The following is a 21842-nucleotide window of genomic DNA, read 5'->3' as shown; positions in this document are numbered from 1 at the left end:
TTAAATTCACGAAACATTATCACCTCTCCTTTTTATATAACCTCTTTTACGCGCCGTATCTGCTTAAAAGGCGAATGTAAGGCTCTCCACCTGACCACCGCTCCCAACGCACACGGTGATTTGATTTTGCGGGTTTGGTCCTACCAATCACGCACAAAGCTATCCATCGTTCACAATTTCGATGCTCCACTTCACAAAACAATTGCTGAATAGCAACACTTGGTTAACCATTTGTTGTCATTAACCCTACATCACAATATTGGAAGGACCACTTTTACACTAAGTGTGACGCAGAGATGAGCAGAGACTCACCCGACGAACACCTGTGTGGTCCTCAGGAGACCTGCATGAGCCTCTGGCAACAAAACTACGATCCGGCCGGAAATATCTGGCTGTCGAGCCTGATCGCATCGCTACCGATCCTGTTTTTCTTCTTTGCGCTGATTAAGCTCAAGCTGAAGGGCTACCTCGCCGCGACGTATACCGTTGCCATCGCCCTGATGGTGGCGTTGTTCTTCTACAAAATGCCGGTCGATCGCGCGCTGGCCTCCGTCGTCTATGGCTTCTTCTACGGACTGTGGCCGATTGCGTGGATCATCATCGCCGCCGTCTTTGTCTACAAAATCTCGGTCAAAACCGGGCAGTTCGACATTATTCGCTCGTCGATTCTCTCCATCACGCCGGACCAGCGTTTGCAGATGCTGATCGTCGGCTTCTCCTTCGGAGCATTTCTGGAAGGGGCGGCAGGATTCGGCGCACCGGTGGCCATCACCGCCGCCCTGCTGGTCGGTCTGGGCTTTAACCCGCTGTATGCCGCTGGCCTGTGCCTGATTGTGAATACCGCCCCGGTGGCGTTTGGCGCGATGGGCATTCCTATTCTGGTGGCGGGCCAGGTGACCGGGCTGGACAGCTTCGAGATCGGCCAGATGGTGGGCCGCCAGCTGCCGTTCCTGACCATTATCGTGCTGTTCTGGATCATGGCGATTATGGACGGCTGGCGCGGCGTGAAGGAGACCTGGCCTGCGGTGATGGTAGCGGGCGGTTCGTTCGCCATTGCCCAGTATCTCAGCTCCAACTTCCTCGGCCCGGAACTGCCGGACATCATCTCTTCCCTGGTGTCGCTGGTCTGTCTGACGCTGTTCCTGAAACGCTGGCAGCCGGTACGTATCTTCCGCTTTGCTGACATGGGCGCATCACACGTGGATCAGACGCTGGCGCGCACCGGCTATACCGCCGGACAGATTGTACGCGCATGGTCACCATTCCTGTTCCTGACCGCCACCGTGACGCTGTGGAGCATTCCGCCGTTTAAGGCCCTGTTCGCCCCGGGCGGCGCGCTGTACGACATGGTGATTAATATCTCCGTGCCGTTCCTCGACAAGATGGTCGCTCGTATGCCGCCGGTGGTACACGACGCCACGCCGTATGCGGCAGTGTTTAAGTTCGACTGGTTCTCAGCCACCGGCACGGCCATCCTGTTTGCCGCTATCCTTTCCGTAGTGTGGCTGCGCATGAAGCCTGCCGCCGCGGTGCAGACCTTTGCGGCGACGATTAAAGAGCTGATGCTGCCGATTTACTCCATCGGCATGGTGCTGGCGTTCGCGTTTATTTCGAACTACTCCGGCCTGTCGTCGACGCTGGCGTTAGCGCTGGCGCATACCGGCCACGCGTTTACCTTCTTCTCGCCGTTCCTCGGCTGGCTGGGGGTGTTCCTGACCGGTTCAGATACGTCATCTAACGCCCTGTTTGCCGCCCTACAGGCCACAGCCGCGCAGCAGATTGGCGTCTCGGACGTGCTGCTGGTCGCCGCGAACACCACCGGCGGCGTGACCGGGAAGATGATCTCACCGCAGTCCATCGCCATTGCCTGTGCCGCGGTGGGGCTGGTAGGCAAAGAGTCGGATCTGTTCCGCTTTACCGTTAAACACAGCCTGATATTTACCTGCATGGTGGGCGTGATCACCACATTGCAGGCCTATGTCTTAACCTGGATGATTCCATGATAGTGATGCCCAGACGCCTGTCCGACGAGATTGCCACTCGCGTACGGGCGCTGATAGAAGAACAACAGCTGGAAGCGGGCATGAGATTGCCCGCCGAGCGTCAGCTTGCCGCCCAGCTTGGCGTGTCGCGCAATTCACTGCGCGAGGCGCTGGCGACGCTGGTCAGCGAAGGGGTGCTGCTGAGCCGTCGAGGCGGCGGCACCTTCGTGCGCTGGCAGCATGACGACTGGTCCGAACAAAACATCGTGCAGCCGCTTAAGACGCTGATGGAAAACGACCCGGACTACAGCTTTGACATCCTCGAAGCGCGTCACGCCATCGAAACCAGCACCGCGTGGCATGCGGCGATGCGGGCAACCGAGGCCGACAAAGAGAAGCTCAAAGCCTGCTTTGAGGCCACGCAAAGCAGCGACCCGGACATCGCCTCCCAGGCGGACGTGCGTTTTCACCTCGCGATTGCCGAGGCCTCGCACAACGTGGTTCTGCTGCAAACCATGCGCGGGTTCTTCGACCTGCTGCAATCCTCCGTGAAGCAGAGCCGCCAGCGCATGTATCTGGTGCCGCCGGTATTTGCCCAACTGACCGAACAGCACGAGGCGGTGCTCAACGCCATTCTGGCCGGTGATGCCGAGGCCGCGCGCAAGGCGATGATGGCGCATCTCGGCTTCGTGCATACCACCATTAAACGATTCGATGAAGATCAGGCCCGACAGGCGCGTATTACCCGTCTGCCTGGCGAGAGTGATATTTCCAGGGAGAACAAAGCATGATTATTTCCGCAGCCAGTGACTATCGCGCCGCGGCACAGCGCATTTTGCCGCCATTCCTGTTCCACTACATTGACGGCGGGGCGTACGCCGAATATACCCTGCGCCGCAACGTGGAGGACCTGTCGGAAGTGGCCCTGCGCCAGCGCGTGCTGAAGAATATGTCTGACCTGAGCCTTGAGACGAAGCTGTTTAACGAGACGCTCTCCATGCCGGTGGCGCTTGCGCCCGTCGGCTTATGCGGCATGTATGCCCGCCGGGGCGAAGTGCAGGCCGCCGCCGCAGCAGATGCCAAAGGCATTCCGTTTACCCTTTCCACCGTGTCCGTCTGCCCGATTGAAGAGGTCGCCCCGACCATCAAGCGCCCGATGTGGTTCCAGCTGTACGTCCTGCGCGATCGCGGTTTTATGCGTAACGCCCTTGAGCGCGCCAAAGCGGCGGGCTGCTCTACGCTGGTCTTTACCGTCGATATGCCGACGCCCGGCGCACGCTACCGTGATGCGCACTCCGGCATGAGCGGTCCGAACGCCGCGATGCGCCGCTACTGGCAGGCGGTGACGCACCCGCAGTGGGCGTGGGATGTCGGCGTGAATGGCCGTCCGCACGATCTGGGCAATATTTCGGCCTACCTGGGTAAACCGACCGGGCTGGAAGATTACATCGGCTGGCTGGCGAACAACTTCGATCCATCCATCTCCTGGAAAGACCTGGAGTGGATCCGCGAATTCTGGGACGGCCCGATGGTGATCAAAGGGATCCTCGATCCGGAAGATGCGCGCGACGCGGTGCGTTTTGGTGCCGATGGGATCGTGGTCTCTAACCATGGTGGCCGCCAGCTTGACGGGGTGCTCTCCTCCGCCCGCGCCCTGCCAGCCATTGCCGATGCGGTGAAAGGCGATATTGCGATTCTGGCCGACAGCGGCATCCGTAACGGGCTGGACGTGGTACGCATGATTGCCCTGGGCGCAGACAGTGTGCTGCTGGGCCGTGCTTACCTGTACGCGCTGGCCACCAGCGGCCAGGCGGGCGTGGCGAATCTGCTGAACCTGATCGAGAAAGAGATGAAGGTGGCGATGACCCTTACCGGTGCGAAAACAATCGGTGAAATCAGCAAAGACTCTCTGGTGCAGGAGCTCAGTAAGCTGCCTGCGGCGCTGGCCCCCCTTTCTCAGGGAAACGCGGCCTGATATCCCCCGGTTAGCCTCCCCTTCTTCCGCGCCCGGCTTTACCCTCGGGCGCTTTTTTTGTTGAAAATAACACTTGCGTAACATTCTGGATAAGAAAATTTGACACAACCCGCCCTCCGCAATTGTATAGACAAGCAAATACAAGAACACAAAAACAACATCACATCGGAGGGGAACGTATGACGTATTCAGGTCGGGTGGATATTCAGCAGGTGATCGATGAGAGTCCTTTTTCAGGGTTTCACTGGCTTCTTATTGTGCTGGGCTTTCTGGTGCTGGCGATCGATGGTTTCGATACCGCAGCGATGGGTTACATTGCGCCTACGCTGTCGGCGGAGTGGGGAATACATAAACAGGATCTGGGGCCGGTGTTGAGTGCGGCGCTACTGGGGCTGTCGCTGGGAGCTCTTATTGCAGGTCCGGTATCGGACCGTATGGGACGCAAGCGCGTACTGGTCTTTTCATGCCTGTTCTTCGGCCTGGCGAGCCTGGGCACGGCCTGGGCGCAAAGTCTGAATACCCTGACGCTGTGGCGATTTCTGACCGGTCTCGGGCTGGGCGCCGCGATGCCTAACGCCATCACGCTGATCTCAGAGTTTGCCCCCCAGCGCTGCCGCGCCATGGCAATTAACACCATGTACTGCGGCTTTCCGCTGGGTGCGGCGGGCGGCGGGGCGATCTCGTCCTGGCTTATCCCTCACCATGGCTGGCGAAGCGTGCTGCTGACCGGCGCGATTGCGCCGCTGATTTTAACGGTGCTGCTGGCGCTGCTGTTGCCGGAGTCGGTGAAGTTTCTGGTGCAGCGCGGAAAAGACGTCGCGCAGGTTCGCCGCATCGCCAGCCGGTTCGCCCGCAGCACGCTGGATAGCGTCACAGGCTTTTTCCTGGCGGAGGAGAAGGTCGCGTCGAAAAAAGGCAGCGTGTCGCAGCTGTTTTCCATGCCCTGGCTGCCCGGCACCCTGATGCTGTGGGTCACCTACTTTATGGGACTGGTGATTTATTACGTCCTGCTGAGCTGGATGCCAACGCTGATGCAGGGGATGGGGTATGCGCTGGCGGAATCCGCCTGGCTCACCTCGCTGTTCACCTTCGGCGGCACCGCTGGCATTCTGCTCGCGGGCTGGATGATGGACCGCTGGGAAGCGCACAAGGTGGTCGCGTGTGGTTTCGTGCTGACGATGGGCCTGATTCTTTTACTCGGCATTGAGCATAATCATATCGCCCTGTTTGGCGGGTTAATCTTCCTGATGGGGATCGCGATGAATGGCGCGCAGTCGGGGATGCAGACCCTGGCCGCCACCTTTTACCCTACCGAGTGCCGTGCGACGGGTATCGCCTGGATGCAGGGGATCGGCCGCTTCGGCGGCGTGGCGGGCACCATGACCAGCGCCCAGCTTCTTTCCATGCAGTGGCAGGCGGACAGTATTTTGATGATCCTCAGCGTGCCTGCTCTCGTGGCCGCGGCGGCAACCGTCTACAAAATGCTGTATAGCCGCTCGCAGGAGCCGGGCGTCGCCTAGTCCCTCTCTTTTCTGCTATTCTGCCCCCCGCAATTAAGGGGGCAGCATGCTTAACATCGTCTTATTCGAACCAGAAATCCCACCCAATACCGGCAATATCATCCGCCTGTGCGCCAACACCGGTTTTCGTCTGCACATCATTGAGCCGATGGGCTTTACGTGGGACGACAAACGTCTGCGCCGCGCGGGGCTGGACTACCATGAGTTTACTGCCGTCGTTCGTCATCACGATTACGCCGCGTTTCTGGACGCAGAGAAGCCGCAGCGCATGTTCGCCCTGACCACCAAAGGCACGCCAGCGCACAGTGCCGTAAGCTATCAGGACGGGGATTATCTGATGTTTGGTCCGGAAACCCGCGGCCTGCCGGCCACCATTCTGGATGCCCTGCCCGCTGAGCAAAAAATTCGTATTCCGATGATGCCGGACAGCCGCAGCATGAACCTGTCGAATGCGGTGTCGGTGGTGGTGTATGAGGCGTGGCGCCAGCTGGGTTATCCCGGCGCGATACTGCGTAGCTAAAACAGTTCGGGTGGCTTGCGCCACCCGATTGTCTTTTTAGTCTGCTACTGCGATACGTTTCATATCGGTCATGTAGCCACGCAGTTTCTGGCCCACTTTCTCGATTTCGTGACTGCGAATCGCTTCATTAACGTCACGAAGCTGCGCGTTATCAACCGCACCTTCCGCAATCGCTTTACCCAGATCGCCTGCTTGCAGGGTAGTCATGAACTCTTTCAGCAGCGGTACGCAGGCGTAAGAGAACAGATAGTTACCGTACTCGGCGGTATCGGAGATCACCACGTTCATCTCATACAGACGCTTACGGGCGATGGTGTTTGCGATCAGCGGCAGCTCGTGCAGCGATTCGTAGTACGCAGATTCTTCAATGATGCCGGAATCCACCATGGTTTCGAACGCCAGCTCAACGCCCGCTTTCACCATCGCGATCATCAGTACGCCTTTATCGAAGTACTCCTGCTCGCTGATTTTACCCTCGAACTGTGGTGCCGTTTCGAACGCGGTTTTACCGGTCTCTTCGCGCCAGGTCAGCAGTTTCTTATCGTCATTCGCCCAGTCCGCCATCATGCCGGAAGAGAACTCGCCGGAGATGATGTCGTCCATGTGTTTCAGGAACAGCGGTGCCATGATGGTTTTCAGCTGTTCAGAGAGTGCGAACGCGCGCAGTTTTGCCGGGTTGGACAGTCGGTCCATCATCAGCGTAATACCGCCCTGCTTCAGCGCTTCGGTGATGGTTTCCCAGCCGAACTGAATCAGTTTTTCCGCGTATGCCGGGTCGGTGCCCTCTTCCACCAGCTTGTCGAAGCACAGCAGGGAGCCAGCCTGGAGCATGCCGCACAGAATGGTCTGCTCGCCCATCAGGTCAGATTTCACTTCCGCAACGAAGGAAGATTCCAGTACGCCCGCACGATGGCCGCCGGTGGCCGCTGCCCAGGCTTTGGCAATCGCCATGCCTTCGCCTTTCGGATCGTTTTCCGGGTGAACGGCGATCAGCGTCGGTACGCCGAAACCACGTTTGTACTCTTCGCGCACTTCGGTGCCCGGGCACTTCGGTGCCACCATCACTACGGTGATGTCTTTACGGATCTTCTCGCCCACTTCAACGATGTTGAAGCCGTGGGAGTAACCCAGCGCAGCGCCGTCTTTCATCAGCGGCTGTACGGAACGCACAACGTCAGAGTGCTGCTTGTCTGGCGTCAGGTTAACCACCAGGTCCGCCTGCGGGATCAGCTCTTCGTAGGTACCTACTTTGAAGCCGTTTTCGGTCGCTTTACGCCAGGAAGCGCGCTTTTCAGCAATCGCTTCTTTGCGCAGGGCGTAGGAGATATCCAGCCCGGAGTCACGCATGTTCAGGCCCTGGTTCAGACCCTGTGCGCCACAGCCAACAATGACCACTTTTTTACCCTGAAGGTAGCTCGCGCCATCAGCAAATTCGTCGCGCGCCATAAAGCGGCATTTGCCCAGCTGCGCCAGCTGCTGGCGCAAGTTCAGTGTATTAAAGTAGTTAGCCATGGGTGATACCTCGTGATGTTGTGTGTCTTATTGTTCGGTTCGCGTTTCAGCGAGAATGTACCCACATTACAACAGGAAATTTATTGCGGAAATTGATATATTCACAACGTCACATTGCAATTTATGCAATGTAAAAAGAGGGAGTGGAATCGGTGGATTTACGCGATCTGAAAATGTTCCTGCATCTGGCGGAAAGCCGTCACTTTGGCCGCAGCGCCCGGGCGATGCACGTCAGTCCTTCCACGCTGTCGCGCCAGATCCAGCGCCTTGAGGAAGACCTCGGCCAGCCGCTGTTCGTGCGCGATAACCGCACCGTCACCCTCACGGAAGCCGGTGAAGAGCTGCGCATCTTTGCCCAGCAAACCTTGTTGCAGTACCAGCAGCTGCGGCACACCATCGACCAGCAGGGGCCGTCGCTTTCCGGCGAGCTGCATATTTTCTGCTCCGTGACCGCCGCCTACAGCCATCTTCCCCCCATTCTCGACCGCTTCCGCGCGGAACATCCGTCGGTTGAAATTAAGCTCACCACCGGCGATGCCGCCGACGCGATGGAAAAAGTGGTCACGGGCGAAGCGGATCTCGCGATTGCCGGGAAGCCGGAAACCCTGCCGGGCGCGGTAGCGTTCTCAATGCTGGAGAATCTGGCGGTAGTACTGATTGCCCCGGCCCTGCCCTGCCCTGTGCGCAACCAGGTCTCGGTGGAGAAACCGGACTGGTCGACGGTGCCGTTTATCATGGCCGATCAGGGGCCGGTGCGCCGCCGCATTGAGCTGTGGTTCCGCCGCCAGAAAATCAGCAACCCGTCGATTTACGCCACGGTCGGCGGCCATGAGGCGATGGTGTCGATGGTGGCGCTCGGCTGCGGCGTGGCGCTGCTGCCAGAAGTGGTGCTGGAAAACAGCCCGGAGCCAGTGCGCAATCGCGTGATGATTTTAGAACGCAGCGACGAGAAAACACCGTTCGAGCTTGGCGTGTGCGCACAAAAAAAGCGGCTGCATGAGCCGCTTATTGATGCGTTCTGGAAGATATTGCCGAACCACTAAAGCCGGGTGGCGCTGCGCTTACCCGTCCTACACGCAGCTCAAACCTTAGCCCGCGAGGAAGAAGCGGAACGCCGGGTTGTGGGTTTCGTCATGGCACTCATAGCCCAGCTCGTTCAGGCGCGTTTCGAAATCCGGCTCGTGCTCGCCCAGCTCGAACGCCGCCAGCACGCGGCCGTAGTCGGTGCCGTGGCTGCGGTAGTGGAACAGAGAAATGTTCCAGTGGGTGCCCAGCGTGTGCAGGAACTTGAGCAGCGCGCCCGGCGATTCCGGGAACTCGAAGCTGAACAGGCGTTCCTTGAGCGGCTTGGATGGACGGCCGCCGACCATGTAACGCACGTGCAGCTTCGCCATTTCGTCGTCGGAGAGATCGACCACGCTGTAGCCGCCGTCATGCAGCAGGCTGAGGATCTCTTTGCGCTCCTCCACGCCGCGGCTCAGACGCACGCCGACAAAAATGCACGCATCTTTGGCATCGGCAAAGCGGTAGTTGAACTCCGTTACCGAACGGCCGCCCAGCAGCTGGCAAAACTTCAGGAAGCTGCCCTTCTCTTCCGGAATGGTCACCGCCAGCAGGGCTTCACGCTGCTCGCCCAGCTCACAGCGTTCGGACACGTAGCGCAGGCCGTGGAAGTTCACATTGGCGCCGGAAAGCACGTGCGCCAGACGCTCGCCGCGAATGTTGTGCTGGGCGATGTATTTCTTCATCCCCGCCAGCGCCAGCGCGCCGGACGGCTCCGCCACCGCACGCACATCCTCGAAGAGATCTTTCATCGCCGCGCAGATAGCGTCGCTGTCGACGGTGACGATATCGTCGAGATACTCCTGGCACAGACGGAACGTTTCATCGCCAATGCGCTTCACCGCCACGCCCTCGGCGAACAGCCCGACGCGCGGCAGATCCACCGGATGTCCGGCGTCCAGCGCCGCCTTCAGGCAAGCGGAGTCTTCCGCTTCAACCGCAATCACTTTGATCTGCGGCATTAGCTGTTTGATCAGCACCGCCACACCAGCGGCTAAGCCACCGCCGCCCACCGGAACGAAAACGCGGTCGAGATGGGCATCCTGCTGCAAAAGTTCCAGCGCCAGCGTACCCTGCCCGGCAATCACCATCGGGTGATCGAACGGCGGGACCCAGGTGAAGCCCTGCTGCTGCGCCAGCTCAATCGCTTTGGCTTTCGCTTCGTCAAAATTCGCGCCGTGGAGCAGCACTTCCCCGCCAAAACCGCGCACCGCGTCGACTTTGATATCCGCCGTGGCAACCGGCATCACGATCAGCGCTTTCAGCCCTAAACGGGCCGCGGAGAACGCCACGCCCTGCGCGTGGTTGCCCGCCGACGCGGTAATGACGCCGCGCGCTTTCTGCTCATCCGTCAGCCCGGCCATCATCGCGTAGGCGCCGCGCAGCTTGAAGCTGTGCACCGGCTGCCTGTCTTCGCGCTTCACCAGAATGACGTTGTCGAGGCGCGAGGAGAGTTTGTCCATTTTTTGCAGGGGCGTGACCTGCACGGCTTCATAGACCGGCGCGCGCAGCACCGCTCTCAGGTATTCCGCCCCCTCGGGGGCGGCGGATAAGGGTTGTGACTCGGCCATCATTAGCCCCCAAGTTTAGATTTATCGCGCACCGCGCCTTTATCTGCACTGGTGGCAAGACTCGCGTAAGCGCGCAGGGCGAAGGAGACTTTGCGCTGGCGGTCTTTCGGCGTCCAGGCTTTGTCGCCGCGGGCTTCCTGCGCTTCACGACGGGCCGCAATCTCCTGGTCACTCAGCTTCAGCTGAATGCCGCGGTTCGGAATGTCGATTTCGATCAGGTCGCCATCTTCGATGATCGCGATATTGCCGCCGCTTGCCGCTTCCGGGGAGACGTGGCCAATGGAGAGGCCTGACGTGCCGCCAGAGAAACGACCGTCGGTGATCAGCGCGCAGGCTTTGCCGAGGCCCATCGATTTCAGGAAGGTAGTCGGGTAGAGCATCTCCTGCATGCCCGGACCGCCTTTCGGCCCTTCGTAGCGAATGACCACCACGTCGCCTTCCACCACTTTGCCACCGAGGATAGCGTCTACCGCCTCGTCCTGACTTTCATACACTTTTGCCGGACCGGTGAATTTGAGAATGCTGTCGTCCACGCCTGCGGTTTTCACGATGCAGCCGTTTTCCGCAAAGTTACCGTACAGCACGGCCAGACCGCCGTCTTTGCTGTAGGCATGTTCCAGCGAGCGGATGCAGCCTTCGGCGCGATCGTCATCCAGCGTGTCCCAGCGGCAATCCTGCGAGAACGCCTGCGTGGTGCGAATACCTGCCGGACCGGCGCGGAACATCTTTTTCACCGCGTCGTCTTTGGTCAGCATCACGTCGTACTGGTCCAGCGACTCCGGCAGCGTCAGGCCGAGCACATTTTTCACGTTGCGGTTCAGCAGCCCTGCGCGATCCAGCTCGCCGAGGATACCGATGACACCACCAGCACGATGCACGTCTTCCATATGGTACTTCTGGGTACTCGGCGCGACTTTACACAGCTGCGGCACTTTGCGGGAGAGCTTGTCGATGTCGCTCATGGTGAAGTCGATTTCGGCTTCCTGCGCGGCGGCCAGCAGGTGCAGAACGGTGTTGGTGGAACCGCCCATGGCGATATCCAGCGTCATGGCGTTTTCGAACGCCGCTTTACTGGCGATGTTGCGAGGCAGCGCGCTGGCGTCGTCCTGCTCGTAGTAGCGTTTGGTCAGCTCAACGATGCGCTTGCCCGCGTTAAGGAACAGCTGCTTACGGTCGGCGTGGGTCGCCAGCAGCGAGCCGTTACCCGGCTGAGAAAGGCCCAGCGCTTCGGTCAGGCAGTTCATGGAGTTGGCGGTGAACATCCCGGAACAGGAGCCGCAGGTCGGACACGCGGAGCGTTCCACCTGGTCGCTCTGCTCGTCAGAGACTTTCGGGTCCGCGCCCTGGATCATCGCATCGACCAGGTCGAGCTTGATGATTTTGTCGGAAAGCTTTGTTTTACCCGCTTCCATCGGGCCGCCGGAAACGAAGATCACCGGAATGTTCAGGCGCAGGGAGGCCATCAGCATCCCCGGGGTGATTTTGTCGCAGTTGGAGATACAGACCATCGCATCGGCGCAGTGGGCGTTAACCATGTACTCCACCGAGTCGGCGATCAGCTCGCGCGACGGTAGTGAATAGAGCATCCCCCCGTGGCCCATTGCGATACCGTCATCCACCGCAATGGTGTTGAACTCTTTCGCCACGCCGCCGGAGGCTTCGATTTGCTCGGCAACCAGCTTACCGAGATCGCGCAGGTGCACATGGCCCGGCACAAACTGGGTGAAGGAGTTCACCACGGCGATAATTGGCTTGCCGAAATCGGCGTCGGTCATTCCGGTGGCGCGCCACAGTGCGCGGGCACCCGCCATATTACGGCCGTGGGTGGTGGTGGCTGAACGATACTTAGGCATGCTTTATTTACTCCCGTCTGACTATTAAATGGGACGGTGCGTGCCGTCCCAAATTTATATTTAGTGATTAACCTGATCCAACCAGCCGTATTTGTCTTCTGTTTCGCCGGTGAACAGGCCGAAGAAGGCTTGCTGAATGCGTTTGGTGACCGGACCACAGCGGCCTTCGCCCACCTGAATGCCGTCGACGCTACGCACCGGTGTAATTTCAGCCGCGGTACCGGACATGAACACTTCGTCAGCCAGGTACAGGGATTCGCGGGACAGCACCTGCTCGCGTACTTCGATACCCAGATCTTTTGCCAGCTTGATGATGGCGTCGCGGGTGATGCCCGGCAGCGCGGACGAGGTGAACGGCGGGGTGAACAGAATGCCGTCTTTCACTTCAAACAGGTTTTCGCCCGCACCTTCGGAGATGTAGCCATTTACATCGAGCGCGATACCTTCCTGATAGCCGTGACGGCGCGCTTCGCTGCCAACCAGCAGTGAGGAGAGGTAGTTACCGCCCGCTTTAGCCGCGGTCGGGATAGTGTTTGGTGCCACGCGGTTCCAGGAAGAAACCATTGCGTCGATCCCCTGATCCAGTGCTTCCGCGCCCAGGTAGGCGCCCCACGGGAACGCAGCAATGATCACATCGGTGTTATAGCCAGCGGGCGGATTGACACCCATGCCGACATCACCCACGAAGACCAGCGGACGAATATAGGCACTGGTCAGTTTGTTCTGGCGGATCACCTCGCGGCAGGCTTCCATCAGCTCATCAACGCTTTGGGAGACCGGGAAACGATAAATTTTGGCTGAGTCATGCAGACGCTGCATGTGTTCGCGATGGCGGAACACCACTGGTCCTTTGTGAGAATCGTAGCAACGGATGCCTTCAAACACGGAGGTGCCGTAGTGCAGCGCGTGGGACATCACGTGAACTTTCGCGTCTTCCCAGCGAACCATCTCACCATTGAACCAAATGTAATCAGCTTTTTTTGTCGTCATTTTTTCGTCCTGTCACGCTTAAGCGCGGATTTGTTGTGATGTGGTTGTGCTCTGGCAGATGGCAACATGGGCAACGTCTACCAGTTTTGATAACTGACTAAACAGTAAGTCGACCGGCCGCGGGCTGGCAACGGTTAATTCGATACTGATATTTTGTGCATCCGTGGCCGTTTCCATATTCATAGAGCAAATCTGAAAACCACGGTGACGGACCACACGCAATACGCGTTCTAACGTTTCCGGGTTGAAGCGAGCCTGCACGGCAACCTGATGTTGCATCATGATAATTTCTCCAGCATTTGTGAGTTACTGGCACCGGGCGGTACCAACGGCCAGACGTTCTCAAGCTCGTCGATTGAGACATGAAGCAGGTATGGCCCTTCGCTTGACAGCATGGTGTCGAGTGCCGCTTCAACCTGGTCTTTACGGGTGATGTGCTGGCCAGGAATGCCGAAGGCGCTGGCCAGGGTGAGGAAATCGGGGTTGTCGGTCAGGGTCGTTTCGCTGTAACGCTCCTGGAAGAACAGCTGCTGCCACTGGCGAACCATTCCCAAACGCTGGTTATCGAGCAAAACGATTTTCAGCGGTAACTGCTTACGCTTCACGGTGCCGAGCTCCTGGACGTTCATCATGAAGGAGCCGTCACCGGAGATACAGATAACGGTATCGTTCGGGCGGGCAACCTGTGCGCCCACGGCAGCGGGCAGGCCGAAGCCCATCGTGCCTAAGCCGCTCGAGGTGATGAAGTTCTCCGGGCGGGTGTAGGTCATGTGCTGGGCTGACCACATCTGATGCTGGCCGACATCCGTCGTCACCACGCTGTCTGCGGGTTTGCGGTCGGACAACTGTTTCAACAACAGCGGCGCATAGATGGCCTCGCCGGGGTGGTCGTAACGCCAGGCGTGTTCAGCGCGCATATCGGCGGTGTGCTGACGCCATGCGTTGATATCCAGCGGCTGCTCCAGCGCCGGTAACAGCGCGTTGAGATCGCCCTGCAACGCGACATGCGCCTGACGCAGTTTGTTCATCTCCGCCGGGTCGATGTCCATATGGATCACTTTGGCGTTCGGCGCAAAGGTGTTCAGCTTGCCGGTGACGCGGTCGTCAAAACGGGCGCCGACGGCGATGAGCAGGTCACACTCCTGCACCGCCAGGTTTGCCGCTTTGGTGCCGTGCATCCCTAACATGCCCAAATAGTATGGATAGTCCGCGTCGACCGCGCCCAATCCTTTCAGCGTGCAGGTGGCGGGCATTTGCGTTACTGCGATAAATTCGCGCAGGGCAGGAACAGCCTGCGCCATGCCCACGCCGCCGCCTACATACAGCATCGGCTGTTTCGCCTGCGCCAGCATCTGGCGAGCCTCTTCAACCTCCGTATGGGGAAACACGTTGTCGCTTTCAACGGTGGAGAAGTGCGGTTCCAGATCGCCGAGTGCAACCTGAATATCTTTCGGGATATCTACCAGAACCGGGCCAGGACGGCCAGAGCTGGCAACCTCGAACGCTTCGGCCATCACGCGCGGCAGCTCTACGAGAGACTGAACGAGGAAGCTGTGTTTGGTGCAGGCAAGCGATAAACCAAGCACATCCACTTCCTGGAAGGCATCGGTGCCGATGAACGGAGAGGCCACCTGGCCGGTGATCGCCACCACGGGTACGGAATCGAGCAGCGCGTCAGCCAGGCCGGTGATCAGGTTCGTTGCGCCCGGACCGGAGGTGGCCATACAGACGCCGGTTTTACCGGTCGCACGGGCATAACCGATGGCGGCCATCGCTGCGCCCTGCTCGTGTCGGCACAAGAGGTGTTCCACGCCGCCGTCATACAGTGCATCGTAAATCGGCATAATTGCGCCACCCGGATAACCGAATACGGTTTCGACTCCCTGCGCGCGCAACGCATGTACTACCCATTGTGCCCCATTCATAGTTAGTTCCCCGTCATAAATCTGGAGAAACAGAATTTTGTGCTAGTCGTCATTCTCTGCTCCTCATTTAAGTTTTTTAGTCATAAAAAAACCCCCGGACCTTTCGGTGCGGGGGTCTTAGTTCGTTAAGGCTTGATTTCTAAGCCTTTCCTCGTCCAAGTGCAGCCCCGCACGGTGGGATAATAATCACCACCACGCTAATCACGACCAGGCTAATCACTCGTAGAAGGGCTGTCATTTTCAGTTCTTTTTGCATCTTGTTCGAAGGAATACCTAAAGAGTTACCACAGATATTTCATCTGACACAAGATTTTTTTATGACTCATTTCTGTAGCAGGCGAACTATTTCTTTCAAAATCGTTGTTTTATATAGGGAAAAAATAGAAATGAAGATTTTTCATTTTTTTGTCCTGTTTCATCAGGCAAGGCGCGCATGATTTCTTTTCTGCGAGGCCGATTCTACCGACATGTAATGATTACATTTAGGCGCTAAAAGGCTGGAACGAGCGCCGTAATTCAGTGAATTAGCGCTAAACAGGAAAAAATGATGCTGGCATAGTTACCGCCAAGGAGGGGCTTATGTCACTGTCAGTTGTTTATACACGCGCGGCCATCGGCGTGAAGGCACCGCTTATTTCTGTAGAGGTTCATTTAAGTAATGGACTGCCCGGACTGACGCTGGTCGGCTTACCCGAAACGACCGTTAAGGAGGCCAGGGATCGCGTGCGCAGCGCAATTATTAATAGCGGTTATGCTTTTCCGGCGAAGAAGATCACCATCAACCTTGCGCCCGCCGATTTGCCAAAGGAGGGAGGGCGATATGATTTACCTATTGCTATAGCGCTTCTCGCGGCTTCTGAACAGCTCAATACGCCAGGGTTAAGCTCGTGCGAGTTCGTGGGTGAATTAGCGCTTACAGGCGCGTTAAGAGGCGTTCCCGGAGCAATCTCGGGTGCGCTTGAAGCCATACGCGCGGGAAGGCAAATCATTGTGGCCAATGAAAATGCCTCTGAAGTCAGCCTTATCGCCGAAAAGGGGTGTCTTGTCGCGGGACATTTGCAGGAGGTTTGCGCCTGGCTGGAAGGCCGACATGAGCTTGCCGAGCCGCAGGAGAATGAGGAGGTAGTGGCAGATTCACCCGATGACCTCAGCGATATTATGGGTCAGGAACAGGGTAAGCGGGCGTTAGAAATAACGGCCGCGGGTGGGCATAACCTGCTACTGATAGGTCCGCCAGGCACGGGGAAAACGATGCTGGCGAGCAGGTTGAGCGGCCTGCTGCCCCCCCTCAATAATCACGAAGCGCTGGAAAGCGCCGCGATATTTAGCCTGGTCAGTTCAATATCGCTGCATAAACAGTGGCGCCGCCGTCCTTTCCGCTCGCCACACCACAGTGCGTCTCTTACCGCGATGGTGGGCGGGGGCTCAATTCCCGGACCGGGTGAAATCTCACTGGCACACAACGGCATTCTGTTCCTGGATGAATTGCCAGAGTTTGAACGCCGCGTGCTGGATGCGTTGCGGGAGCCGATTGAATCCGGCGAAATCCATCTGTCTCGTACACGCGCCAAAATAAGCTACCCTGCGCAGTTTCAGCTGGTCGCCGCGATGAACCCTAGCCCAACGGGCCATTATCAGGGCAACCATAACCGCTGTACGCCGGAGCAGACGCTGCGCTATCTGAGTAAGCTGTCCGGCCCCTTCCTCGACCGTTTTGATTTATCTCTCGAGATCCCCCTGCCACCGCCCGGTCTGCTGAGGCAAACCGGTATCAAAGGCGAAAGCTCAGCAGCGGTGCGAGAACGGGTTATTGCGGCTCAGGCGCGGCAGTATGCTCGTCAGAACAGGCTGAATGCCCGGCTGGATAACAGCGGGATCCGACAGTTTTGCTCTCTCAACGCCGAAGATGCAGGCTGGCTGGAAGAGACACTGACGCGGTTTGGGCTATCCATTCGCGCGTGGCAGCGTTTGTTGAAAGTTGCGCGCACGGTCGCTGACGTGGAGGGCTGCCCCGGAATAGAGAGGCGACATTTGCAGGAGGCATTAAGCTACCGTGCGATCGATCGGCTGCTGTTGCATCTGCAAAAAATGCTGGCATAAAAAAAGGGGCCGTAGCCCCTTCTCTTCTTAATCGTCAGACTCGGTGTAGTCTTCTGCACCTTCCATCTGCGGCTTGCCGCCAGACAGCGTATGGAAACGCTTAGGACGCTTAATGCGAGCCATATACTTGATCCATACACGTTCTGCATCAGACTGCGGCTCACGCTCACCACGACAAACAGAGACAAATTGTTTTTCATCTTCGGTTGCCGGTTCGCGCTTACCCAGATCCAGCTCGTTAAAGGCATAACCATGGCGCTCAAGAAGTTGAGCTTCTTTGATAGTGAAATCGCCGTGACGAGAGAACCCGCGCGGATAATGTTTATTATCGAAAAAACGATTAGTCGTCGTAAAGCTTTCCGCCATCCTACACGCTCCTAATTCTTTGGCCGAGCTATTTATGGCGCGGAGTATTAGTTACGCTTGACAGAGTGTAAAACAAAACATTTAAATCATAACGACAAATAATTTTGTGGAGAAAGATGTGGATACGGAATTGCTAAAAACTTTCCTCGAAGTGAGCAGAACGCGACACTTTGGGCGAGCAGCTGAAGCCCTCTACCTGACGCAGTCAGCAGTCAGTTTTCGTATTCGACAGCTGGAAAATCAACTGGGTGTGAACCTTTTTACCCGCCATCGCAACAATATTCGTCTAACCCCGGCCGGTGAAAAGCTATTGCCTTATGCAGAAACCCTGATGAATACCTGGCAGGCAGCGCGAAAGGAGGTTGCGCACACCTCCCGGCATAATGAATTCTCGATCGGTGCCAGCGCTTCACTATGGGAATGCATGCTCAGCCAGTGGCTTATGCGGCTATATCGCACACACAACCATCTGCAATTTGAGGCGAGGATTGCGCAACGCCAGTCGCTGGTTAAGCAACTCCACGAGCGGCAGCTTGATCTGCTGATCACCACAGAAGCCCCCAAGATGGATGAATTTAGCAGCCAGATTGTTGGACAGTTTAGCCTGGCGCTCTATGCATCCGAGCCTGCAATGATGAAGGCCGACCTGAATTATTTACGCCTGGAATGGGGGCCTGATTTTCAGCAGCACGAGACGGGGTTAATTGCCAGCGATGATATCCCGCAACTCACGACAAGCTCTGCGGAGATCGCATGCCAGCATCTTCCCACACTGAAAGGCTGTACCTGGTTACCTGTTCGCTGGGCGGATAATAAACCTGCACTCCATGTTGTCACCGATTCAACAACGCTCTCCAGGCCGCTGTATGCCATTTGGCTGCAAAACAGCGATAAGCAGTCGCAGATAAAAGATCTGTTAAAAACCAGCATACTGGATTAACGCAAAAGCCTGCGGAAACGCAGGCTGCTTATTCTTCAGGAAGGTGTTGAGCCGTTTTACAGGCAAAAAAAAATCCTTTGCCGAAGCAAAGGATTCTATATGGCAGGGGCGGAGAGACTCGAACTCGCGACACCCGGTTTTGGAGACCGGTGCTCTACCAACTGAGCTACGCCCCTAAATTTTTTTGCCATTAAGCCTGCCCTTTGGGCAGGCTTAATGTCTTAATAAGTGGCGGAACGGACGGGACTCGAACCCGCGACCCCCTGCGTGACAGGCAGGTATTCTAACCGACTGAACTACCGCTCCACCGAATACTTCTGTAACCACCGGATTAATGCACCGGCTTACTACTTAATTTGATGCCTGGCAGTTCCCTACTCTCACATGGGGAGACCCCACACTACCATCGGCGCTACGGCGTTTCACTTCTGAGTTCGGCATGGGGTCAGGTGGGACCACCGCGCTAAAGCCGCCAGGCAAATTCTGTTAATCTGTATCAGGCTGAAAATCGTGTCTGTCTCTTCGCCAAAACAGCTTCGGCGTTGTAAGGTTAAGCCTCACGGTTCATTAGTATCGGTTAGCTCAACGCATCGCTGCGCTTACACACCCGACCTATCAACGTCGTCGTCTTCAACGTTCCTTCAGGAGACTCAAGGTCTCAGGGAGAACTCATCTCGGGGCAAGTTTCGTGCTTAGATGCTTTCAGCACTTATCTCTTCCGCATTTAGCTACCGGGCAGTGCCATTGGCATGACAACCCGAACACCAGTGATGCGTCCACTCCGGTCCTCTCGTACTAGGAGCAGCCCCCCTCAATTCTCCAGCGCCCACGGCAGATAGGGACCGAACTGTCTCACGACGTTCTAAACCCAGCTCGCGTACCACTTTAAATGGCGAACAGCCATACCCTTGGGACCTACTTCAGCCCCAGGATGTGATGAGCCGACATCGAGGTGCCAAACACCGCCGTCGATATGAACTCTTGGGCGGTATCAGCCTGTTATCCCCGGAGTACCTTTTATCCGTTGAGCGATGGCCCTTCCATTCAGAACCACCGGATCACTATGACCTGCTTTCGCACCTGCTCGCGCCGTCACGCTCGCAGTCAAGCTGGCTTATGCCATTGCACTAACCTCCTGATGTCCGACCAGGATTAGCCAACCTTCGTGCTCCTCCGTTACTCTTTGGGAGGAGACCGCCCCAGTCAAACTACCCACCAGACACTGTCCGCAACCCGGATTACGGGTCTACGTTAGAACACCAGCCATTAAAGGGTGGTATTTCAAGGTTGGCTCCACGCAGACTGGCGTCCACGCTTCAAAGCCTCCCACCTATCCTACACATCAAGGACCAGTGTTCAGTGTCAAGCTATAGTAAAGGTTCACGGGGTCTTTCCGTCTTGCCGCGGGTACACTGCATCTTCACAGCGAGTTCAATTTCACTGAGTCTCGGGTGGAGACAGCCTGGCCATCATTACGCCATTCGTGCAGGTCGGAACTTACCCGACAAGGAATTTCGCTACCTTAGGACCGTTATAGTTACGGCCGCCGTTTACCGGGGCTTCGATCAAGAGCTTCGCGTTGCCGCTAACCCCATCAATTAACCTTCCGGCACCGGGCAGGCGTCACACCGTATACGTCCACTTTCGTGTTTGCACAGTGCTGTGTTTTTAATAAACAGTTGCAGCCAGCTGGTATCTTCGACTGATTTCAGCTCCGTCCGCAGGGACTTCACCTACATATCAGCGTGCCTTCTCCCGAAGTTACGGCACCATTTTGCCTAGTTCCTTCACCCGAGTTCTCTCAAGCGCCTTGGTATTCTCTACCTGACCACCTGTGTCGGTTTGGGGTACGATTTCGTGTTACCTGATGCTTAGAGGCTTTTCCTGGAAGCAGGGCATTTATCACTTCAGCACCGTAGTGCCTCGTCATCACACCTCAGCGTTAATAAGGTACCGGATTTACCTGGAACCTCCGCCTACATGCTTAAACCGGGACAACCGTCGCCCGGCTGACATAGCCTTCTCCGTCCCCCCTTCGCAGTAACACCAAGTACAGGAATATTAACCTGTTTCCCATCGACTACGCCTTTCGGCCTCGCCTTAGGGGTCGACTCACCCTGCCCCGATTAACGTTGGACAGGAACCCTTGGTCTTCCGGCGAGCGGGCTTTTCACCCGCTTTATCGTTACTTATGTCAGCATTCGCACTTCTGATACCTCCAGCACCCCTCACAGGACACCTTCAACGGCTTACAGAACGCTCCCCTACCCAACAACGCATAAGCGTCGCTGCCGCAGCTTCGGTGCATGGTTTAGCCCCGTTACATCTTCCGCGCAGGCCGACTCGACCAGTGAGCTATTACGCTTTCTTTAAATGATGGCTGCTTCTAAGCCAACATCCTGGCTGTCTGTGCCTTCCCACATCGTTTCCCACTTAACCATGACTTTGGGACCTTAGCTGGCGGTCTGGGTTGTTTCCCTCTTCACGACGGACGTTAGCACCCGCCGTGTGTCTCCCGTGATAACATTCTTCGGTATTCGTAGTTTGCATCGGGTTGGTAAGCCGGGATGGCCCCCTAGCCGAAACAGTGCTCTACCCCCGAAGATGAATTCACGAGGCGCTACCTAAATAGCTTTCGGGGAGAACCAGCTATCTCCCGGTTTGATTGGCCTTTCACCCCCAGCCACAGGTCATCCGCTAATTTTTCAACATTAGTCGGTTCGGTCCTCCAGTTAGTGTTACCCAACCTTCAACCTGCCCATGGCTAGATCACCGGGTTTCGGGTCTATACCCTGCAACTTAACGCCCAGTTAAGACTCGGTTTCCCTTCGGCTCCCCTATACGGTTAACCTTGCTACAGAATATAAGTCGCTGACCCATTATACAAAAGGTACGCAGTCACCCCATAAAGAGGCTCCCACTGCTTGTACGTACACGGTTTCAGGTTCTTTTTCACTCCCCTCGCCGGGGTTCTTTTCGCCTTTCCCTCACGGTACTGGTTCACTATCGGTCAGTCAGGAGTATTTAGCCTTGGAGGATGGTCCCCCCATATTCAGACAGGATACCACGTGTCCCGCCCTACTCTTCGAGTTCACAGCATGTGTGCTTTCGTGTACGGGACTATCACCCTGTACCGTCGGACTTTCCAGACCGTTCCACTAACACACAAGCTGATTCAGACTCCGGGCTGCTCCCCGTTCGCTCGCCGCTACTGGGGGAATCTCGGTTGATTTCTTTTCCTCGGGGTACTTAGATGTTTCAGTTCCCCCGGTTCGCCTCGTTAACCTATGTATTCAGTTAACGATAGTGCAACGGATTGCACTGGGTTTCCCCATTCGGACATCGCCGGGTCAAAGGTTCATATCACCTCGCCGGCGCTTTTCGCAGATTAGCACGTCCTTCATCGCCTCTGACTGCCAGGGCATCCACCGTGTACGCTTAGTCGCTTAACCTCACAACCCGAAGATGTTTCACTTCTGATTGCGAAAATTTGAGAGACTCGAACACACATGAGCTGTGTGTCGTT

At 57.0% G+C, this 21842-nt stretch carries 17 protein-coding genes, 2 tRNA genes and 2 rRNA genes; 8 read left to right on the top strand and 13 right to left on the bottom strand.

The annotated features are described in order from the left end of the window. The first annotated feature begins 347 nt into the window (after nt 1-347). From lldP to trmL, 5 genes are all read left to right on the top strand, one after another. Nucleotides 348-2003: an L-lactate permease gene (gene lldP / locus SK51_RS04970; RefSeq protein ID WP_022649769.1), complete on the top strand. Its 1656-nt coding sequence runs from the start codon at nt 348-350 to the stop codon at nt 2001-2003. Beyond that, complete coding sequence (gene lldR, locus SK51_RS04965; RefSeq protein ID WP_023298877.1) at nt 2000-2773, top strand: transcriptional regulator LldR; 774 nt, start codon at nt 2000-2002, stop codon at nt 2771-2773. Before lldP ends, lldR begins: the two co-directional genes overlap by 4 nt. Further along, nucleotides 2770-3957 carry an FMN-dependent L-lactate dehydrogenase LldD gene (gene lldD / locus SK51_RS04960; protein ID WP_022649770.1) on the top strand — a complete coding sequence of 396 codons (1188 nt, stop codon included), beginning with the start codon at nt 2770-2772 and terminating at the stop codon, nt 3955-3957. The genes lldR and lldD overlap by 4 nt, the downstream gene beginning before the upstream one ends. A gap of 179 nt (nt 3958-4136) precedes the next feature. Next, complete coding sequence (locus SK51_RS04955; RefSeq protein ID WP_022649771.1) at nt 4137-5477, top strand: MFS transporter; 1341 nt, start codon at nt 4137-4139, stop codon at nt 5475-5477. 46 nt (nt 5478-5523) lie between these two features. Beyond that, nucleotides 5524-5997, top strand: coding sequence for a tRNA (uridine(34)/cytosine(34)/5-carboxymethylaminomethyluridine(34)-2'-O)-methyltransferase TrmL (trmL, locus tag SK51_RS04950; protein ID WP_022649772.1), 474 nt, complete (start codon nt 5524-5526; stop codon nt 5995-5997). 36 nt (nt 5998-6033) lie between these two features. Here the strand turns inward: trmL and ilvC are convergent, their stop codons facing one another. Beyond that, a complete protein-coding gene (gene ilvC / locus SK51_RS04945) occupies nt 6034-7509 on the bottom strand; it encodes a ketol-acid reductoisomerase (protein ID WP_023307175.1) in 1476 nt (491 codons plus the stop codon). A 152-nt stretch (nt 7510-7661) separates the two neighbouring features. On the opposite strand from ilvC, the gene ilvY reads away from it, so the two are divergent. Further along, the gene (ilvY, locus tag SK51_RS04940; RefSeq protein ID WP_017382574.1) at nt 7662-8552 is read left to right on the top strand and encodes an HTH-type transcriptional activator IlvY; all 891 of its coding nucleotides are present in this window, start codon (nt 7662-7664) and stop codon (nt 8550-8552) included. Between the two features lie 45 nt (nt 8553-8597). Here ilvY and ilvA read toward each other — a convergent pair whose 3' ends face one another. From ilvA to ilvL, 7 genes are all read right to left on the bottom strand, one after another. Continuing rightward, nucleotides 8598-10142, bottom strand: coding sequence for a threonine ammonia-lyase, biosynthetic (gene ilvA / locus SK51_RS04935; protein WP_100148853.1), 1545 nt, complete (start codon nt 10140-10142; stop codon nt 8598-8600). A gap of 2 nt (nt 10143-10144) precedes the next feature. Further along, nucleotides 10145-11995: a dihydroxy-acid dehydratase gene (gene ilvD / locus SK51_RS04930; RefSeq protein WP_023307176.1), complete on the bottom strand. Its 1851-nt coding sequence runs from the start codon at nt 11993-11995 to the stop codon at nt 10145-10147. 60 nt (nt 11996-12055) lie between these two features. Next, nucleotides 12056-12985: a branched-chain-amino-acid transaminase gene (gene ilvE / locus SK51_RS04925; protein ID WP_003860182.1), complete on the bottom strand. Its 930-nt coding sequence runs from the start codon at nt 12983-12985 to the stop codon at nt 12056-12058. Between the two features lie 18 nt (nt 12986-13003). Beyond that, nucleotides 13004-13267: an acetolactate synthase 2 small subunit gene (gene ilvM, locus SK51_RS04920; protein WP_003860184.1), complete on the bottom strand. Its 264-nt coding sequence runs from the start codon at nt 13265-13267 to the stop codon at nt 13004-13006. Next, on the bottom strand, nt 13264-14910 hold the full coding sequence (ilvG, locus tag SK51_RS04915; RefSeq protein ID WP_023307177.1) for an acetolactate synthase 2 catalytic subunit: 1647 nt from the start codon (nt 14908-14910) through the stop codon (nt 13264-13266). The genes ilvM and ilvG overlap by 4 nt, the downstream gene beginning before the upstream one ends. Nucleotides 14911-14912: 2 nt before the next feature. Continuing rightward, a complete protein-coding gene (ilvX, locus tag SK51_RS25410; protein ID WP_166792073.1) occupies nt 14913-14963 on the bottom strand; it encodes a peptide IlvX in 51 nt (16 codons plus the stop codon). Nucleotides 14964-15049: 86 nt separating this feature from the next. Then, complete coding sequence (gene ilvL / locus SK51_RS23870; RefSeq protein WP_001311244.1) at nt 15050-15148, bottom strand: ilv operon leader peptide; 99 nt, start codon at nt 15146-15148, stop codon at nt 15050-15052. Between the two features lie 341 nt (nt 15149-15489). Between ilvL and SK51_RS04910 the strand changes: the two genes are divergently transcribed. Then, nucleotides 15490-17010: a YifB family Mg chelatase-like AAA ATPase gene (locus tag SK51_RS04910; RefSeq protein ID WP_032626968.1), complete on the top strand. Its 1521-nt coding sequence runs from the start codon at nt 15490-15492 to the stop codon at nt 17008-17010. Nucleotides 17011-17037: 27 nt separating this feature from the next. Here SK51_RS04910 and SK51_RS04905 read toward each other — a convergent pair whose 3' ends face one another. Continuing rightward, nucleotides 17038-17376 carry a MaoP family protein gene (locus SK51_RS04905; protein ID WP_006808641.1) on the bottom strand — a complete coding sequence of 113 codons (339 nt, stop codon included), beginning with the start codon at nt 17374-17376 and terminating at the stop codon, nt 17038-17040. Between the two features lie 118 nt (nt 17377-17494). Here SK51_RS04905 and hdfR point away from each other — a divergent pair, with 118 nt between their 5' ends. Further along, nucleotides 17495-18316 (top strand): HTH-type transcriptional regulator HdfR, encoded by an 822-nt coding sequence (hdfR, locus tag SK51_RS04900; RefSeq protein ID WP_022649779.1) that lies wholly within the window; start codon nt 17495-17497, stop codon nt 18314-18316. 100 nt (nt 18317-18416) lie between these two features. Here the strand turns inward: hdfR and SK51_RS04895 are convergent. The 4 genes from SK51_RS04895 to SK51_RS04880 form a co-directional block, all read right to left on the bottom strand. After that, nucleotides 18417-18492: transfer RNA gene (locus tag SK51_RS04895), tRNA-Trp, on the bottom strand. Between the two features lie 53 nt (nt 18493-18545). Next, nucleotides 18546-18622 (bottom strand) — tRNA-Asp (locus SK51_RS04890). Nucleotides 18623-18677: 55 nt separating this feature from the next. Beyond that, nucleotides 18678-18793, bottom strand: a 5S ribosomal RNA gene (gene rrf, locus SK51_RS04885). Nucleotides 18794-18862: 69 nt separating this feature from the next. Further along, nucleotides 18863-21768, bottom strand: a 23S ribosomal RNA gene (locus SK51_RS04880). Nucleotides 21769-21842: the final 74 nt, after the last annotated feature.

This window comes from Enterobacter sp. MGH85 (assembly GCF_001037655.1).
GTDB lineage: Bacteria > Pseudomonadota > Gammaproteobacteria > Enterobacterales > Enterobacteriaceae > Enterobacter > Enterobacter intestinihominis.
The sequence above is the reverse complement of the archived record's forward strand: the minus strand, read 5'-3'. Positions and strand labels throughout refer to the sequence as shown.

What these genes read in the sequence shown, in the direction of transcription:
- lldP (WP_022649769.1), top strand. Translation starts at nt 348, where the DNA reads ATGAGCCTCTGGCAACAAAACTACGATCCGGCCGGAAATATCTGGCTG.
- lldR (WP_023298877.1), top strand. Translation starts at nt 2,000, where the DNA reads ATGATAGTGATGCCCAGACGCCTGTCCGACGAGATTGCCACTCGCGTA.
- lldD (WP_022649770.1), top strand. Translation starts at nt 2,770, where the DNA reads ATGATTATTTCCGCAGCCAGTGACTATCGCGCCGCGGCACAGCGCATT.
- SK51_RS04955 (WP_022649771.1), top strand. Translation starts at nt 4,137, where the DNA reads ATGACGTATTCAGGTCGGGTGGATATTCAGCAGGTGATCGATGAGAGT.
- trmL (WP_022649772.1), top strand. Translation starts at nt 5,524, where the DNA reads ATGCTTAACATCGTCTTATTCGAACCAGAAATCCCACCCAATACCGGC.
- ilvC (WP_023307175.1), bottom strand. Translation starts at nt 7,509, where the DNA reads ATGGCTAACTACTTTAATACACTGAACTTGCGCCAGCAGCTGGCGCAG.
- ilvA (WP_100148853.1), bottom strand. Translation starts at nt 10,142, where the DNA reads ATGGCCGAGTCACAACCCTTATCCGCCGCCCCCGAGGGGGCGGAATAC.
- ilvD (WP_023307176.1), bottom strand. Translation starts at nt 11,995, where the DNA reads ATGCCTAAGTATCGTTCAGCCACCACCACCCACGGCCGTAATATGGCG.
- ilvE (WP_003860182.1), bottom strand. Translation starts at nt 12,985, where the DNA reads ATGACGACAAAAAAAGCTGATTACATTTGGTTCAATGGTGAGATGGTT.
- ilvM (WP_003860184.1), bottom strand. Translation starts at nt 13,267, where the DNA reads ATGATGCAACATCAGGTTGCCGTGCAGGCTCGCTTCAACCCGGAAACG.
- ilvG (WP_023307177.1), bottom strand. Translation starts at nt 14,910, where the DNA reads ATGAATGGGGCACAATGGGTAGTACATGCGTTGCGCGCGCAGGGAGTC.
- ilvL (WP_001311244.1), bottom strand. Translation starts at nt 15,148, where the DNA reads ATGACAGCCCTTCTACGAGTGATTAGCCTGGTCGTGATTAGCGTGGTG.
- SK51_RS04910 (WP_032626968.1), top strand. Translation starts at nt 15,490, where the DNA reads ATGTCACTGTCAGTTGTTTATACACGCGCGGCCATCGGCGTGAAGGCA.
- SK51_RS04905 (WP_006808641.1), bottom strand. Translation starts at nt 17,376, where the DNA reads ATGGCGGAAAGCTTTACGACGACTAATCGTTTTTTCGATAATAAACAT.